The organism is Acetobacter fabarum, from assembly GCF_011516925.1.
GTDB lineage: Bacteria > Pseudomonadota > Alphaproteobacteria > Acetobacterales > Acetobacteraceae > Acetobacter > Acetobacter fabarum.
Window position 1 is genome coordinate 516,447 of record NZ_WOTG01000002.1, and the last position, 15,624, is coordinate 532,070.

A 15,624-nucleotide genomic window follows, 5' to 3' on the forward strand; every position below is an offset into this window, starting at 1 on the left:
ATGCCAGCAGTGACACAAACGCGCGAAGCCGTAGAGAAGCTGGGCCAGTCCACGTACAAATGGGGCTTTGAAACCGACATAGAAATGGACATGGCTCCCAAAGGGCTGAATGAGGACATTATCCGTCTGATTTCCAGCCGTAAGGAAGAGCCGGAATGGATGCTGGAATGGCGTCTGGCCGCCTATAAAACATGGCAGGCCATGGAAGAGCCCAAATGGGCCAAGGTCGCTTTCCCTCCCATTGATTATCAGGATGCGCATTATTACGCGGCACCGCGTAAAAAGCCCGGCCCCAAGTCTTTGGACGAGGTGGACCCCGAGCTGCTGCGTACATACGAAAAGCTGGGTATTCCCCTGCACGAGCAGGCTCTGCTGGCCGGGGTGGAAGTACCCGAGGGCGAGCGCATGCCCGTGGCTGTGGATGCGGTGTTTGACAGTGTTTCCGTTGCCACCACCTTCCGCAAGACGCTGGAGGAAGCGGGGGTCATTTTCTGCCCGATCTCCGAGGCGGTCAAGGAACACCCTGATCTGGTGCGTAAGTATCTGGGTACGGTGGTGCCTGCGGGGGACAACTTCTTTTCCGCCCTCAATTCCGCCGTGTTTACGGATGGTTCATTTGTGTACGTGCCCAAGGGGGTACGCTGCCCCATGGAGCTGTCCACCTACTTCCGGATCAATGCCAAAAACACCGGGCAGTTTGAGCGGACACTGATTGTGGTGGAGGAGGGGGCTTCCGTTTCCTATCTTGAGGGCTGCACGGCCCCCATGCGTGATGAAAACCAGCTCCATGCCGCTGTGGTGGAACTGGTGGCCATGGATGATGCCTCCATCAAATATTCCACGGTGCAGAACTGGTATCCCGGCGATGAAAACGGGCGTGGCGGGATTTATAACTTTGTGACCAAGCGCGGCGCATGCCGTGGGGCACGTTCCAAAATATCCTGGACGCAGGTGGAAACCGGCTCGGCCATTACGTGGAAGTATCCCTCCTGCATTCTGCAGGGGGAAGGCTCGGTTGGCGAGTTCTACTCCGTGGCGGTCACCAATAACCACCAGCAGGCCGACACCGGCACCAAGATGATCCACCTTGGCCGCAACACGCGCTCCACCATTATTGCCAAGACCATTAGTGCCGGCCGTTCGGACAGCACGTATCGTGGTCTGGTGCGGGTGCAGCCCAAGGCTTCTGGTGCGCGCAACTTTACCCAGTGCGACAGCCTGCTGATTGGTGACCAGTGCGGGGCGCATACCGTGCCGTATATTGAAAGCCGCAACATGAATGCGCGCATCGAGCACGAAGCAACAACATCCAAGATTTCAGAAGACCAACTGTTTTACTGCCGCCAGCGTGGCCTGTCCGAGGAAGACGCCGTCGGCCTGATCGTAAACGGTTTCTGCCGTGACGTTCTGAAGGAACTGCCCATGGAATTTGCCGTGGAAGCGCAAAAACTGTTGCAGATCAGCCTTGAAGGCAGCGTGGGTTAAGGGAGAGCAGAGTATGAGCCAGTTTTTGGAAATTTCCGGCCTGTGCGCGCAGATTGATGCGGATGGGCAGAAAAAGCAGATTTTGCGTGGTGTGGACCTGAGCATCCCGCCGGGTGAAGTGCATGTGATCATGGGGCCAAACGGTTCGGGCAAATCCACGCTCTCCTACGTTCTGGCCGGGCGGGAGGAGTACGAGGTAACAGCCGGTACCGCCACCTTCCACGGGCAGGATCTGCTGGCCATGGAGCCGGAAGAGCGCGCTGCGGCGGGCCTGTTTCTGGCGTTCCAGTCCCCTATCGAGCTGCCCGGCGTTAACAATGCCAACTTCCTGCGCACCGCGGTTAATGCCGTGCGGCGCGCCCGCGGGCAGGACGAACTGGATGCCGTGGCGTTCCTGAAGATGGCGCGCGAGGCCGCCAAAGCCCTTTCCATGGCGCCGGACATGCTCAAGCGTAATGTGAATGTCGGCTTTTCGGGTGGTGAGAAAAAACGCAACGAAGTGTTGCAGATGACCCTGCTCCAGCCAACCTTTGCCATTCTGGATGAAACAGATAGCGGGCTGGACGTGGATGCCCTGCGCATTGTGGCAGAAGGTGTGAACCGCCTGCGCGCGCCTACCTTCTCGGCGCTGGTTATTACCCATCATCAGAAGCTGCTGGATTATCTGGTGCCAGACCGTATTCACGTTATGGCCCGTGGGCGGATCATCCTGTCCGGTGGGCCGGAACTGGCCCGTCAGATTGACCAGGAAGGCTACACCAAGTTTCTGGCGGAGGTGGCGTGAACGCACTCAGCAAAGATATGTCTGGCCCGTTAGCGCTCTTTGCAAACAGGCTGAACACCCTTGCCGGGGCAGAGCGGCAGTCTGCCGCCGGGGCTCTGGCCAGAACAGGCCTGCCCGACCGTAAGGTAGAGGCATGGCACTACACAACCCTGCGCGCTTTGGGCAAGCAGGACTATGCCGCTCCCCCCATGCAGGTGGAGGCCAGCACGGTCCGCTCCCTGCTGGACGGGGTCTTGCAGGCCCACTCCGCCATGGCAGCCCTGCCACGGGTGGTGTTTGTCAATGGTCGGCATGCGCCCGCCTTCAGTGCGCTGCCTGATGATGTTGATCTGTCCTTTTTTGCGGACGATCCCCAGTTTGGTCAGCAGGCCGCTCCCGACCGGGACCCGCTGGTAGCCCTGAACACCGCATTGGCGGAGGATGGTCTGGTACTGCGTGTACCCGCGGGGGTGGATGCGGGGCATGTCATGCTTATCTCCCTTGGCGTTGCAGGGGCGGACCCGCTTTCTTTCCACCCACGGCACACGGTTGTGGTGGAAAAGGAAGCCCATCTGCGGCTGATCTGCGTGCAGGCGGGGCAGGGTGCGTATTTCCATAACCCGGTTACGGATATTCAGGTCGAAGATGGCGCAACGCTGGAACACCTGACCTTGCAGACCGAAGGCGCGCAGGCTGTCAGCCTTGGCACCCTGTATGCCCATGTTGGCCAGCAGAGCGTGTATGACAGCTTTGTGCTGGGGCTTGGTGGCCAGCTTGTGCGGCACGAGGTACATGCCCGTCTGGCGGCAACCCGTGGTGTTGTGCATGTGAATGGCGCACAGCGTCTGGCCGGGCAGCAGGTGGGGGATATTACCAGCGTTATTACCCACGCGGCATCGGACTGCACATCGCGCCAGACGGTACGCAATGTGCTGGATGGCCATGCGCGCGGTGTTTTTCAGGGCAAGGTGCTGGTCGAGCGCATCGCCCAGAAGACCGATGGCTACCAGATGAATCAGGCTCTGCTGCTCTCCCCCGAAGCGGAAATAGACGCCAAGCCTGAACTCGAAATCTATGCTGATGATGTGCGGTGCAGCCACGGTGCGACTGTTGGTGCACTGGATGATGACCAGCTTTTTTATCTGCGCAGCCGTGGCATTCCCGAGCAGGAAGCCCGCCAGATGCTGATTGATGCTTTTCTGGACGAGGCCATTGCTCTTGTGGAAGACGCAACGGCACAGACCTTCTGCCGTGCGGTTATGGCAGCGCGGTTTGCAGGTAAGGGAGAAAGCGCATGAGCACGCATACCCCCACAACCCACGCGCACGCACAGCTGGACGTGCAGGCCATTCGCCAGCAGTTCCCCATTCTGGGGGAAAAGGTGCATGACCGCCCGCTGGTTTTTCTCGATAGTGCGGCTTCGGCCCAAAAGCCCAATGCGGTGATCGATAGCATGGCCAGCACCATGCGGCACCAATATGCGAACATCCACCGTGGCCTGCACTGGATGAGCGAACGCACGACCGAGGCGTATGAAGGTGTGCGTGATCTGGTGGCCGACTTCCTCAATGCGCCCTCGCGCGAGGAAATCGTGTTTACCCGCAACAGCACCGAAGCCATCAATCTGGTGGCTCATTCCTTTGGTGCGCTGCTTAAACCCGGTCAGGCGGTTCTGATCTCCCAGATGGAGCATCACGCCAACCTTGTGCCCTGGCAGATGCTCCGTGACCGGGCCGGTATTGACCTGCGCGTTGCTCCGATCACCGATGACGGTGATCTGGATATGGACGCGTACAAGGCCCTGCTGGCAGATGGCAAGGTTGCCCTTGTGTCCATTACCCACATGTCCAATGTGCTGGGCACCATAACGCCAGCAAAGCAGATAGCGGACATAGCCCATGCCGCTGGTGCGCTGGTGCTGTTTGATGGCAGCCAGTCCGTTGTGCACCACAAAACGGATGTGCAGGAACTGGGGGCGGATTTTTACACCTTTACCGGCCACAAGCTGTACGGGCCTACCGGCATTGGTGTTCTGTGGGCGCGGCGTGACCTGCTGGAGCAGATGCCGCCGTTCCTTGGTGGGGGGGATATGATCTCCACCGTCACGTTTGAACGTTCCACATGGGCCAATATTCCCCACAAATTTGAGGCGGGAACCCCGGCAATTGTGGAAACCATTGGTCTGGGCGCTGCCATAGACTGGGTGAGCAAGATCGGGTTTGACGCCATTGCCGCGCACGAGGCGGAACTGACCGCCCATGCCCTCACGCGGCTTGCGACTGTACCGGGCCTGAGCATTGTGGGGCGTCCGCGTGTGCGGGGTGGGGTGGTATCCTTCACCATGGCTGATGTGCACCCGCACGATATTGCCACCCTGCTGGACCGCAACGGCATTGCCATACGGGCCGGGCACCATTGCGCCGAACCGCTGATGCGCCGTCTGGACCTGAGTGCCACGGCCCGCGCCAGCTTTGGGATTTACACCCAGAAGGAAGAAATAGACGTGCTGGCGGATACACTGGTGCGGATACGGGACTTTTTTGTGTGAACACCACCACCGCAGAGCGTGACGCCCTGTATGACAGGCTGATTGTGGAGCGTGCCCGCGCTCCCCTTTACGCCGGTCGGCTGAGCGCGCCAGACGTGCAGGGTGATGGCCGTAACCCGCTATGCGGGGACAAAACACATCTGGATATTGCGCTTGACGGGCACCATATTCAGGACATCAGGCACAACACGCGGGGGTGCGCCATTTGTGCTGCCGCTGCGGACCTTATGGCCGAGCATGTGCGTGGGAACACCGTTGCTCAGGCACTTGCGGTGTCAGACCGTTTCAGGGCCATGCTGGTAGGCTCGCCATCGCTTCCGGTGGTGGAGGCCCAGCCAGCCCCTTTGGGCGCGCTGGAGGTTTTTGCTCCATTGCAGTCCCATAAAGCAAGAATACGCTGCGCAGAACTGCCTTGGATTGCGCTGAAGGAGGCTTTTTCTCATGTCGATGGTTGAAGAAGGCGTTCAGGCGCAAACACAAGCATCTGCTCCGCCGCAGGATATGCCGGTGGAAACTGTTCTGCACGCGGAGCATGATCAGGCCGCAGGCGCTACCGCAAAGGTGGAAGGCTGGACCCCTGATGGTGATGCCGCTCCCCAGGAGGGGGAGAGTAAAGTCACAGGCCCGGCATCCGAAGATGCCGTGATCGAAGCCATAGCCACGGTGCATGACCCGGAAATCCCGGTGAATATTTACGAGCTGGGGCTGATCTACGCCATTGACCTGTATGACGACGGGCGCGTGCGTATTGAAATGACACTGACTGCCCCCAACTGCCCCAGCGCACAGGAACTGCCCATTCAGGTCAAGGATGCGGTGGAAAAAGTGCCCGGCGTTAAATCAGCCGAAGTGGAAGTTGTATGGGATCCGCCATGGGATATGTCGCGTATGAGCGATGAGGCCCGGCTGGCCCTGAATATGTTCTAACGGAAAGGATGGAGTGTTATGTCCCAAACAGCGACCATTTCATCAACCAAAAGGGAACTTCCCCCTCTTATGCGGCTGACGGATACAGCCGCCACACGCCTGCGGCACCTGTACGCCACGGCGCATGCGGGTGAGCTGCTGCGTATTTCCGTTTCTACCAAAGGCTGCTCAGGCAAAGCCTATGACATGGAGTTTGTGACGCAGAGCGGGGAAGGGGACGAAGTTGTTAAAGACCACGGCCTGACCCTGCTGGTGGACCGCAAGGCCACCCTCTTCCTGATCGGTACACAGATGGATTACCGTGAAACCGATCTGGAGGAAGGGTTTGTGTTCATCAACCCTAATGAGAAAGGGCGTTGCGGCTGCGGCGAGAGCTTTCACGTTTAAAGCGGCACACGGCTTCGGTTTCGGGCGACCACAGGAACTGGTCAATGACCGAGACCGTCTCCAGCCTGTAACCGGCCTGTGCCAGCAGGCTTGCATCGTTGCTTAACGCGGCGGGGTTGCAGCTCACGTAAATCACGTAGTCTGGCTTGCCCAGAGCAATCTGGCGCATTTGCAGCTTTGCCCCCGCATGGGGTGGGTCCAGCACAACCACATCTGCCTTGCCTAAATCCTTGCCCATAATGGGTTGGCGGTTCAGGTCACGGCAGACAGGGGTAACGCGGGATTTGCCAACACTTTTAAGGGCCGCCAGAGCGGGTTCATACCCTTCGTAAGCCTGGACCTGGCACCGGTCCCCCAAAGGCAGGCTCAGCGTGCCGCACCCGGCATAGAGCTCAATCAGGCTGGCGCGCTTGCCAAGGCGTGCGGGTAAGGCGTCCAGCACAGCCTGCTGGATGGCGGTTTCGCTCTGGGCCGTTGCCTGCAAAAAAGCGCCGGGAGGGGGTGTAAGCTGGTGCCCGGCAATGGTCTGGTAAACAGGCGCACGCTGCACCGCAGTTTCATACGGGGTTGCAGCCTTCAGGCGCTGCCAGCTTATGCGTGGAATACCCAGTTCTTCCGCTAGCGCCGTCAGGCGTTGCCGGTCCGTGGCAATGAGCGGAGAATCGGTGCTGAGCAGAATATCCAGCCCCGAATCCAGCAGATTGATGTGCAGGTCAGCCGTTTTGTGCACAGCATTCAGGGTGCGCAGGGTGGTGCGTAATGCTGGCAGGCTGGACACAATTGCCGGGTGCAGCACTGCGCAACTGGTCATGTCTGTTACGTCCTGGCTGCCTTTGGCGTGCAGGCCAATGACAATACCCTGTTCCGTCCGGCGCACGGCCAGATCAGCCCTGCGGCGGCTGTTAGGCGGCACCTGAAAGCTGGTTATGTCCTGCGGGATGTCAAACCCGGCTTTTTCCAGTGCATGGCTTACCAGCCCGGTCTTCCACGCCAGAAGGGAGGGCTGGTCCATATACTGCAAGGTGCAGCCGCCACAACGCTCAAATAGCGGGCAGGGCGGGGTCGTTCTATGGGGGGAGGGTGTGACAATCTCAACCAGCTGGCCGCGCCCATTAGGCTGGATGCGGATGCGGACCTGCTCACCGGGGAGCGTCCCTGCAACAAAGACGGTATGTCCGTCAGGGAGCCGTGCGGCACCATCTCCCTGAGTTGCAAGATGGGAGATGGTGACTTCCTGTATGTCGGACACTAATTTTCCTTGGGTCAGGATGCCACGTCAGAGACGTGGGCGGTATCCTGCACTGTTTCTGCTTCAAGCACACCCGGTGTGGCCGGGCGTGAAGAATTGCGGCGTGGGAGCAGCATGAAGGCGGGCGTCTGGTCACCAAAGCCTGCAAATTCGCCTGCGGGTGCGGGCGGAATTTCATCACGCTGGTTGCGCCCACCTTTATGGGGCTGGGGCTTATTGGCAACAGGCTGAGCGGCCTGCTGCTGGGCAGGGCGCTGCTGTTCACGCTCACGGTTGGGCTCCCGGTCGCGCTCGCGGGTTGCTTCACGCGTGCGGTTGGGTTCACGCTCCCGCTGTGGGGCCGGTTTGTCCTTGCGGTTTTGCCCGCCACGGGACTGGCTGCCGCCGCGTGGGCGTTTTTCTTCCGACCATTCCAGTTGCTGCACGCCTTCTATGGAAAGGCGGGGAATGGGTTTGCCGGTCAGTTGTTCAATGGCTTCGGCCAGCGTCTTGTCATACGGCGTGGCAATGCTGAAGGCATGCCCTTCGCGCCCGGCGCGGCCAGTGCGGCCAATGCGGTGGACGTAGTCTTCCGCATGGAACGGCAGATCAAAGTTGAACACATGGGACAGGCCGCCAATATCAATGCCACGGGCGGCTACGTCCGAGCAGACCAGTACCTTGAGTTCGTTGTTCTTGAATTTTTCCAGAGTGGAAAAACGCACGGACTGGGGCAGGTCCCCGTGCAGGGCACCCACTGAAAAGCCGTGCTTCGTCAAGGATTTGGTGAGAACATCCACATCGCGCTTGCGGTTGCAGAACACAATGGCATTCTGGAGTTCCGGGTCCTTGAGCAGCAGACGCAGTGTTTCGCGCTTGCTGAATTCATCAACAATGACCAGCCCGGTTGTAATGGTTGTTGCCACGGAAGACTGGCGTGCAACCGTGATTTCCTTGGGGGAATGCAGGAACGCATCCGCCAGTTTGCGAATGGGCGGCGCCATTGTTGCCGAGAAGAACAGCGTCTGGCGGGAAGGGGGCAGCAGGCTGACAATTTTTTCAATGTCAGGAATGAACCCCATATCCAGCATCCGGTCTGCTTCATCAATGACCAGAATTTTGGTGTGGTTCAGCAGCAGGCCGCCGCGTTCAAACAGGTCGAGCAGACGGCCGGGGGTTGCTATCAGCACGTCCACGCCGCGGTTGAGCACTTCCTTCTGGTCAGCCATGCTCTCACCACCAATCAGCAGGGCATGGTTGAGCTTGAGGTGCTTGCCGTATTCCACAAAGTTTTCCGCGACCTGCAAGGCCAGCTCACGCGTGGGCTCCAGAATGAGCGAACGCGGCATGCGGGCACGAGCGCGGGAGTCGCTCAGGATTTCCAGCATGGGCAGCGTAAAGGATGCCGTTTTGCCGGTGCCGGTCTGGGCAACGCCCAGCACGTCGCGCGCCATGAGCACGGCGGGAATGGCCTGTGCCTGAATGGGGGTGGGGTGCTTGTACCCCATCTCGTCAATGGCCTCCAGAATGGGCTTGGAAAGCTCAAGGTCGGCAAAGGTTAGCGTTGGTTCTTCCGCAACGGGTTCCGCAGTTGCCGGTGTGGCAGGCTCAACCGGGGCGGGAGCAGCTTCTGGCGTAGGGGCAGCCGGCACCTGCAGTTCCACGGCAACGGGGGCTTCCACCTTTGTTGCAGGGGCAGATTTGGTGGCGGTGGCTGCCTTTGTGCGCCGTCTGGCCGGAGCGCGTGGTTTTTTGGGAGCCTCTTCGGCTACGGCGTCTGTGGTTGCGCCTTCATCTGCGGCTGCGTCCGCTACAGGCTTGGCAGCCGATTCGGCTTTGGCTGTACGGCGGCGGGGTGCACGCTTTTTGGGAGCGGGTTTTTCCTCAGCGGGAGCATCTGCATCGGCTGCGGGAGATGTGTTTTCCACCTCGGTATCCTGCACATCCAATGCGGTTGAACTGGCGGAAACCGCCGCCTTTTTCCGGCTGCGAGTTGTCGTCTTGCGGGGGCGGGCGGTTGTTTTGGCTGTCAATATGCTCTCGGAACTTAGGTCTGTCGTTGCTCAGCTTGCTGGTGGCTTTGTGCATGTCCGGCAAAGACTGTTTGCCAGTTATTCCATGGTATTACAAAGCCACTCAGGCGCTAGTTCCGATAAAGGTCTTTGGGCTTAAAATCAAGTTTTTGGCTGGGATACTTGCTATCTTCACACAAAAGGATGGCCAAGGCTGGCTGCCAGCACGGTAATGATTCCCAGAGCCACAATAACCAGCACCTGCTTGCGTACCGAGTCGAAACCCGATGCCTGCGGGCGGATGGCCCGGCGCAGCTTCTGGTAGGTGCCCATGTACATCCGTACAAACAGTGCCGCCATGATCAGGCCCAGCAGTTGCATGACGTTGGTTGTCCACGGTGCGTTGGCAAACCCGCCTTCGTGCAGCACCAGCAGCCAGCCGGTAATCAGCGTTGTGGGAATAGCGTGTGTCAGCCCCTTAAAAAAACGGGCCATGGTCTGCAGGTGCACGGAGTTGCGCTGTGTCTGGTCCAGAAGGCTCAGGCTGGGGCGCAGCACAACAGCCGCATAAGCGCCACCACCAATCCACATGATGATGCTGATGAGGTGGAGAGCGAGAACAAGGCTCCAGAGGATGGAATGTGGCATGGTGTCTCCGTGTTGGCACGGTTGGGGGTAGGGATGGGCGCGAAGGCTGTTATGCGCAGCATCATGCCCGGTGCGTATCTGCCTGCCTGATTGCCAAGGGGACGGGGCGGGTGCAAGGGGCTATTATGCCTGACAGTAGTCACACACACTGTGCGGAGCCAAGCATGCAACCTGCTTATCCTTCTTCCCTCAGCCTTTATACCCCTTTGCAAATGGGGGCGGTGGACCGGCAGAGTGCAGCCCATGTGCCTGTTGCCACGCTTATGGATAACGCAGGCCGGGCCGTTGCGCGCGCCATCCGCCGGTACGAGCGGCCTGCGCGCGTGCTCGTGTTGTGCGGGCCGGGGAATAATGGGGGTGATGGGTACGTAGCCGCCCGGTATCTGGCAGGTATGGGCTGGCCGGTTGCCGTGGCGGAACTGGCTCCCCCTCGGGCGGATACGGATGCAGGGCGCGCCAGTGCTGCCTATGAAGGGCCGCGTGTTCCTTTTGCTCCGGCGGAAGCTGCGCGGGCTGAACTGGTGGTGGATGCCGTATTTGGTGCAGGGCTAAGCCGTGATGTGGGTGGCCTAGTGGCCGAAACACTGGCCGCAGCCCGCCGGATTGTGGCGGTGGACACGCCTTCGGGGGTGGATGGAGCCACAGGGCAGGTGCGCGGTTATGCGCCGCAGGCTGCCATGACTGTTACGTTCTGCCGGTTCAAACCCGGCCATCTGCTTTACCCGGCGCGGGGGCTGCTTGGGCGTCTGGTTCTGGCGGATATTGGTGTGCCCGACACTGTGCTGGCGGCTGTGCCTGCTAACACGTGGCACAACAGCCCCGGATTGTGGGTGCTGCCCGTGCTGGGTGGGGAGAGCAATAAATACACCCGAGGTGTGGTGAGTATTTGTGCCGGGCAATCCATGCCCGGTGCCGCGCGGCTGTGTGCCTCTGGTGCGCGCTCCGTGGGGGCGGGGCTTGTGCGCGTGGCGGCTGGGGCTGGGGCTCCGGCATACCGTCTGGGGCAGCCGGGCCTGATTGTGGATGATGTCCCGCTGGCACAATTGCTGGAGGACAAGCGCAGGCATGTATGGGTCTGCGGTCCGGGGTTGGCAGAGGCGGAGGTGGAGGCAGCCCTGCCCATGCTGCTGGACTCGGGGCGGAGTGTGCTGGCTGATGCTGGCGCACTAAGTGCCTGCGCCGGGCAGCCGGAAAAACTGCGCGGTGTTTCCGTGATTACTCCCCATACGGGCGAATTTGCGCGGGTGTTCGGCCCTGTGGGGGATAACCCGCCCGAGCAGGTGCGGGAGGCCGCCCGACAGATTAATGCTGTGGTCGTGCTCAAGGGGGCTTCCACCATGATCGCGGCCCCCGATGGGCGGCTGGCAATTAACACGCATGCTACGGCAGCATTGGGTACGGCAGGGTCCGGGGATACGCTCTCGGGCGTGATTGCGGCCTTGCTGGCGGCAGGTATGCCTGCGTGGCAGGCGGCGTGTGCGGGTGTCTGGCTCCATGGGGAGGCCGGTTTGCAGGCCGGTCCGTGGCCTGTGGCGGAGGATCTGGACCGCTATCTGGGGCTTGCCCGGCAGAAGGCGGAGCAGGCGCAGGGGCACTAGCATGTGCAAAATCCGTTTCGGTGTCTTGCCGTGCCCGGCACTTTGAGCTAAGTCCACGCATCTTGCCGACGGTGAGTATATTGAGTGTGCGCGGGCGTGGTGGAATTGGTAGACACGCCAGATTTAGGTTCTGGTGACGCAAGTTGTGGGGGTTCAAGTCCCTCCGCCCGTACCAATAAATTTTCATGCTCCCGTCCGCAGTCCGCCGCCGCCTTTTGGCGTTAGTGCAGCGGGTGACTGATTTTTTGTACCGAGAGGAAGGCCTGGCCGATGCAGGTTACCGAGACCCTTTCTGAAGGGCTGAAGCGTGGTTTCACAGTTACAGTTCCGGCCGCGGAACTTGAGGCTAAGCGTGATGCGCGCCTTAAGGAAGTTGCTGGCAATCTGAACCTGCCGGGCTTCCGTCCGGGCAAGGTGCCTGTCTCTCTGGCACGCCAGCGTTATGGCGATGCCATCTGGGGCGAAGTGCTTGAACAGGCCGTGAGCGATGCCATTCGCACCGTGTTTGAAGAGCGTGGCCTGCGCCCCGCTGGCCAGCCCAAGGTTGATCTGGTTTCCGGCCAGGAAGACAAGGGCGCGGATCTGGAATTCAAGGTGGAAAGCGAAATCCTGCCAGAAATTGCTGTGCCGGATCTTTCCGACCTCGCGCTGACCCGCCTGAAAACCCCGGTTTCTGACGAAGCGATCAACAAGGTGCTCGAAGATATTGCCAAGCGTGGCCGTACCTTTGAAGTGATCGAGGAAGTGCGTCCCGCAGGCAAGGGCGATGTTGTCGCCATTGACTTTGTTGGTAAGCAGGACGGCGTTGCCTTTGATGGCGGTACCGCTCAGGACGTGAATGTTGAGATCGGTGGCGAAGGCTTTATTCCGGGCTTTGCCGAACAGATCGAAGGCATGAAGCCGGGTGAAGAAAAAGTCATTACCGTGACTTTCCCCGCTGATTACGGCGCAGAAGAGCTGGCAGGCAAGGAAGCAACCTTTGACATCAAGGTGAACCAGCTCAAAAAAGCTGTGGACGCCCCGGTGGACGAAGAGCTGGCCAAGAACATGGGCTTTGAAAGCCTTGAACAGCTCAAGGATCTGGTGCGCAAGCAGATCGAAGGCGAATACGACCAGATGTCCCGCCTGCGTATCAAGCGTGACCTGCTCGATATCCTTTCCAGCAAGGCAGATTTTGCTGCCCCTGAAGGTATGGTGGAAGCCGAGTTCCAGCAGATCTGGAATCGGGTGGAAGCCGACCGCAAGGCTGGTCAGCTTGATGACGAAGACAAGGACAAGGACGAAGACACTCTTCGCGCTGACTACCGCAAAATTGCGGAACGTCGCGTGCGGCTGGGTCTGCTCCTTGCTGAAATCGGCCGCAAGAACGGTATTTCCGTCAGTGCGGAAGAACTTGGGCGGGCTGTGCGGGCAGAAGCCATGCGCTACTCCGGTCAGGAAAAAGAGGTCTTTGAATTCTTCCAGAAGAATCCGCAGGCCGCTGAATCCCTGCGCGGACCGATTTTTGAAAACAAGGTTGTCGATTACCTGATTGAGCTCGCCAAGGTCACGGACAAGGACGTGAGTCTGGAAGAACTATCAGATATTCCCCCAGCTAATATCTGATAAAACGGCTCTGTCCCGCCAGTGTGAACTGGCGGGACATTCTTTTTGGGGCTGTTTTTCGTTTCTGGGGTGGCATATTGCCACTTTATCTCTATCTTGAATCAGTGTGCCTGACCCTGGTTCTGTCCATGGCAGAGGCAGGGAGGGGCGTTTAAGTTTTTTGTACGGGAATGAGTGGTATGAGGGATCGTGATCCCGTTGAGATCTTCAGCAATGCACTGGTGCCGATGGTGGTCGAACAGACCTCTCGCGGTGAACGGGCTTTTGATATCTATTCCCGCCTTTTGCAGGAACGGATCATCTTCCTGACCGGGCCTGTCTATGATCAGGTTGCTTCGCTTATTTCCGCGCAGCTTCTGTATCTGGAAAGTGTGAACCCGACCAAGGAAATCTCCTTTTACATCAACAGCCCCGGTGGTGTTGTGTCGGCCGGTCTGGCTATTTACGACACCATGCAATACATCCGCAGCCCCGTAAGCACGGTGTGCATCGGTCAGGCGGCCTCCATGGGCTCCCTGCTGCTGGCTGGCGGTGAAAAAGGGCGCAGGTTTGCGCTGCCTAACGCGCGCGTCATGGTGCATCAGCCTTCTGGCGGTGCACAGGGGCAGGCGAGCGATATTGAAATTCAGGCCAAGGAAATTCTGATTATCCGGCAGCGCCTGAACGAAATCTACCGTGAACATACTGGCCGCACGCTGGAAGAAATCGAGCAGAAGCTTGAGCGTGATAGCTACATGTCCGCAGCCGAAGCCCAGTCTTTTGGTATTGTGGATGAAGTGATCAGCCACCACAAAGCGGCCGAAGCAGGTAAAAAGGATAAAGGTCATCCTTAATCTGGCATACTTTAAGCCTCCTGTTACAATAAGGGGGTCGTCTGTTCCTGGGCATGCAGAAAAGGCCCAGGGCTTGGCTCCGGGTTCCGTGGAGTCCGGAGTGATCGGGGGAGTGGGCTGATGAGTACAAAGTCCGGAGAGTCCAAGAACACGCTGTATTGCTCGTTCTGTGGCAAATCACAGCATGAAGTGCGCAAGCTTATTGCTGGCCCCACCGTGTTTATCTGCGATGAATGCGTTGAACTCTGCATGGATATCATCCGTGAAGAGAACAAGACCTTGCAGGTCAAGTCGCGCGAGGGTGTTCCTACCCCCAAGGAAATCTGCAAGGTTCTGGATGACTACGTTATTGGTCAGATGCAGGCTAAAAAGGTGCTCTCCGTAGCGGTGCATAACCACTACAAGCGCCTGTCGCAGGTGACCAAGGCAGGCGATGTGGAAATTGCCAAGTCCAATATCCTGCTCATCGGGCCTACGGGTTCGGGTAAAACACTGCTGGCCCAGACTCTGGCGCGTATTCTGGACGTGCCCTTTACAATGGCTGATGCCACAACCCTGACAGAAGCCGGGTATGTGGGGGAAGATGTCGAGAACATCATCCTCAAGCTGTTGCAGGCATCCGATTACAATGTGGAACGCGCCCAGCGCGGGATTGTCTATATTGACGAAATCGACAAGATTTCCAAAAAATCGGATAACCCCTCCATCACGCGTGACGTGAGTGGGGAAGGTGTGCAGCAGGCTCTGCTCAAGCTGATGGAAGGCACTGTTGCCTCTGTTCCCCCGCAGGGAGGTCGCAAGCATCCGCAGCAGGAATTCCTGCAGGTGGATACGACCAACATGCTCTTTATCTGCGGTGGGGCTTTTGCCGGGCTGGACAAGATTATCTCTGCACGTGGCAAGGGCACGGGCATTGGCTTTGGGGCTGATGTACGTTCGCTCGATGACCGCCGGATGGGGGAAATCCTGCACGACGTTGAGCCTGAAGATCTGATGAAGTTTGGCCTTATCCCCGAATTTATCGGGCGTCTGCCTGTTCTGGCAACGCTGGGTGATCTGGACGAGGCCGCACTGATCAAGATTCTGACCGAGCCTAAAAACGCTTTGGTCAAACAGTACCAGCGCCTCTTCCAGATGGAAGATGTCCAGTTGTCCTTTACGGATGATGCGCTCAAGGCCATTGCGGACCGCGCCATTGTTCGCAAGACCGGGGCCCGTGGGTTGCGTTCCATTCTGGAGAGCATCCTCATGGCGACCATGTTTGACCTGCCGGGGCTTGATACGGTCGAGGAGGTGGTTGTCAACCGCGAGGTGGCGGATGGCAAGGCCAGCCCGGTCTATGTTTACGGCAAGAAGAAAGACGTGCCAGCAGAGCAATCCGCCTGAGGCAGGTTAGAGTTTTAGCGTAAGCAGCACGAGCGGGTCACCTGTTCGTGCTGTTCTTGCCTCTGCCCTATTGTTCCGGGTTGTGGGCATAACAACATAAGAGAAACACGGGGGTGTTCCCTTTCGGGGGTACCTTCTTCAGTGCAGGGGTATGCCGCTTGGCGGGTGCCCGGCACCGATCGTCCTTATCGGGAGGTCATGACG

The 15,624-nt window shown here is 59.0% G+C and carries 14 protein-coding genes and 1 tRNA gene; 12 read left to right on the plus strand and 3 right to left on the minus strand.

What is annotated here, in order from left to right:
• Genes sufB through GOB83_RS05410 form a run of 7 tightly spaced genes read left to right on the plus strand, consistent with a single transcriptional unit; the run spans position 1 to position 6,110 of the window.
• Positions 1 to 1,485 (plus strand): Fe-S cluster assembly protein SufB, encoded by a 1,485-nt coding sequence (gene sufB / locus GOB83_RS05380; protein WP_086645444.1) that lies wholly within the window; start codon positions 1 to 3, stop codon positions 1,483 to 1,485.
• A gap of 13 nt (positions 1,486 to 1,498) precedes the next feature.
• Entirely contained in the window at positions 1,499 to 2,269 is a 771-nt protein-coding gene (sufC, locus tag GOB83_RS05385) for a Fe-S cluster assembly ATPase SufC (RefSeq protein WP_086645443.1), read from the plus strand.
• A gap of 17 nt (positions 2,270 to 2,286) precedes the next feature.
• Positions 2,287 to 3,546 carry a Fe-S cluster assembly protein SufD gene (gene sufD, locus GOB83_RS05390; RefSeq protein WP_194301306.1) on the plus strand — a complete coding sequence of 420 codons (1,260 nt, stop codon included), beginning with the start codon at positions 2,287 to 2,289 and terminating at the stop codon, positions 3,544 to 3,546.
• Positions 3,543 to 4,796, plus strand: a complete 1,254-nt coding sequence (locus GOB83_RS05395) for an aminotransferase class V-fold PLP-dependent enzyme (protein WP_165925436.1) — start codon at positions 3,543 to 3,545, stop codon at positions 4,794 to 4,796. The genes sufD and GOB83_RS05395 overlap by 4 nt, the downstream gene beginning before the upstream one ends.
• Positions 4,793 to 5,251 carry a Fe-S cluster assembly sulfur transfer protein SufU gene (sufU, locus tag GOB83_RS05400; RefSeq protein ID WP_086645440.1) on the plus strand — a complete coding sequence of 153 codons (459 nt, stop codon included), beginning with the start codon at positions 4,793 to 4,795 and terminating at the stop codon, positions 5,249 to 5,251. Before GOB83_RS05395 ends, sufU begins: the two co-directional genes overlap by 4 nt.
• A gap of 46 nt (positions 5,252 to 5,297) precedes the next feature.
• Positions 5,298 to 5,723, plus strand: coding sequence for an SUF system Fe-S cluster assembly protein (locus tag GOB83_RS05405; RefSeq protein WP_086645665.1), 426 nt, complete (start codon positions 5,298 to 5,300; stop codon positions 5,721 to 5,723).
• An 18-nt stretch (positions 5,724 to 5,741) separates the two neighbouring features.
• The gene (locus GOB83_RS05410) at positions 5,742 to 6,110 is read left to right on the plus strand and encodes a HesB/IscA family protein (RefSeq protein WP_086645439.1); all 369 of its coding nucleotides are present in this window, start codon (positions 5,742 to 5,744) and stop codon (positions 6,108 to 6,110) included.
• Here the strand turns inward: GOB83_RS05410 and rlmD are convergent.
• From rlmD to GOB83_RS05425, 3 genes are all read right to left on the minus strand, one after another.
• Positions 6,064 to 7,359, minus strand: a complete 1,296-nt coding sequence (gene rlmD / locus GOB83_RS05415; protein WP_165925437.1) for a 23S rRNA (uracil(1939)-C(5))-methyltransferase RlmD — start codon at positions 7,357 to 7,359, stop codon at positions 6,064 to 6,066. The two genes, GOB83_RS05410 and rlmD, sit on opposite strands and share 47 nt — an antisense overlap.
• Positions 7,360 to 7,373: 14 nt before the next feature.
• Positions 7,374 to 9,371 carry a DEAD/DEAH box helicase gene (locus GOB83_RS05420; RefSeq protein WP_165925438.1) on the minus strand — a complete coding sequence of 666 codons (1,998 nt, stop codon included), beginning with the start codon at positions 9,369 to 9,371 and terminating at the stop codon, positions 7,374 to 7,376.
• A 171-nt stretch (positions 9,372 to 9,542) separates the two neighbouring features.
• On the minus strand, positions 9,543 to 9,998 hold the full coding sequence (locus GOB83_RS05425; protein WP_086645436.1) for a hypothetical protein: 456 nt from the start codon (positions 9,996 to 9,998) through the stop codon (positions 9,543 to 9,545).
• Between the two features lie 164 nt (positions 9,999 to 10,162).
• Here GOB83_RS05425 and GOB83_RS05430 point away from each other — a divergent pair, with 164 nt between their 5' ends.
• From GOB83_RS05430 to clpX, 5 genes are all read left to right on the plus strand, one after another.
• Positions 10,163 to 11,596 carry an NAD(P)H-hydrate dehydratase gene (locus tag GOB83_RS05430; protein ID WP_165925439.1) on the plus strand — a complete coding sequence of 478 codons (1,434 nt, stop codon included), beginning with the start codon at positions 10,163 to 10,165 and terminating at the stop codon, positions 11,594 to 11,596.
• 90 nt (positions 11,597 to 11,686) lie between these two features.
• Positions 11,687 to 11,771 (plus strand) — tRNA-Leu (locus GOB83_RS05435).
• 95 nt (positions 11,772 to 11,866) lie between these two features.
• Positions 11,867 to 13,201, plus strand: a complete 1,335-nt coding sequence (tig, locus tag GOB83_RS05440; RefSeq protein ID WP_086645434.1) for a trigger factor — start codon at positions 11,867 to 11,869, stop codon at positions 13,199 to 13,201.
• Positions 13,202 to 13,371: 170 nt separating this feature from the next.
• Positions 13,372 to 14,034, plus strand: coding sequence for an ATP-dependent Clp protease proteolytic subunit (locus GOB83_RS05445; RefSeq protein ID WP_179290119.1), 663 nt, complete (start codon positions 13,372 to 13,374; stop codon positions 14,032 to 14,034).
• Positions 14,035 to 14,154: 120 nt separating this feature from the next.
• Positions 14,155 to 15,420: an ATP-dependent Clp protease ATP-binding subunit ClpX gene (gene clpX / locus GOB83_RS05450; RefSeq protein ID WP_086645432.1), complete on the plus strand. Its 1,266-nt coding sequence runs from the start codon at positions 14,155 to 14,157 to the stop codon at positions 15,418 to 15,420.
• The last annotated feature ends 204 nt before the right edge of the window (positions 15,421 to 15,624 follow it).

Bases quoted from the DNA above. Each gene is read 5' to 3' on its own strand.
- GOB83_RS05425 (WP_086645436.1), bottom strand. From the start codon at position 9,998: ATGCCACATTCCATCCTCTGGAGCCTTGTTCTCGCTCTCCACCTCATC.
- sufD (WP_194301306.1), top strand. From the start codon at position 2,287: ATGTCTGGCCCGTTAGCGCTCTTTGCAAACAGGCTGAACACCCTTGCC.
- GOB83_RS05430 (WP_165925439.1), top strand. From the start codon at position 10,163: ATGCAACCTGCTTATCCTTCTTCCCTCAGCCTTTATACCCCTTTGCAA.
- GOB83_RS05445 (WP_179290119.1), top strand. From the start codon at position 13,372: ATGAGTGGTATGAGGGATCGTGATCCCGTTGAGATCTTCAGCAATGCA.
- GOB83_RS05410 (WP_086645439.1), top strand. From the start codon at position 5,742: ATGTCCCAAACAGCGACCATTTCATCAACCAAAAGGGAACTTCCCCCT.
- GOB83_RS05405 (WP_086645665.1), top strand. From the start codon at position 5,298: ATGCCGGTGGAAACTGTTCTGCACGCGGAGCATGATCAGGCCGCAGGC.
- clpX (WP_086645432.1), top strand. From the start codon at position 14,155: ATGAGTACAAAGTCCGGAGAGTCCAAGAACACGCTGTATTGCTCGTTC.
- sufC (WP_086645443.1), top strand. From the start codon at position 1,499: ATGAGCCAGTTTTTGGAAATTTCCGGCCTGTGCGCGCAGATTGATGCG.
- tig (WP_086645434.1), top strand. From the start codon at position 11,867: ATGCAGGTTACCGAGACCCTTTCTGAAGGGCTGAAGCGTGGTTTCACA.
- GOB83_RS05395 (WP_165925436.1), top strand. From the start codon at position 3,543: ATGAGCACGCATACCCCCACAACCCACGCGCACGCACAGCTGGACGTG.
- sufB (WP_086645444.1), top strand. From the start codon at position 1: ATGCCAGCAGTGACACAAACGCGCGAAGCCGTAGAGAAGCTGGGCCAG.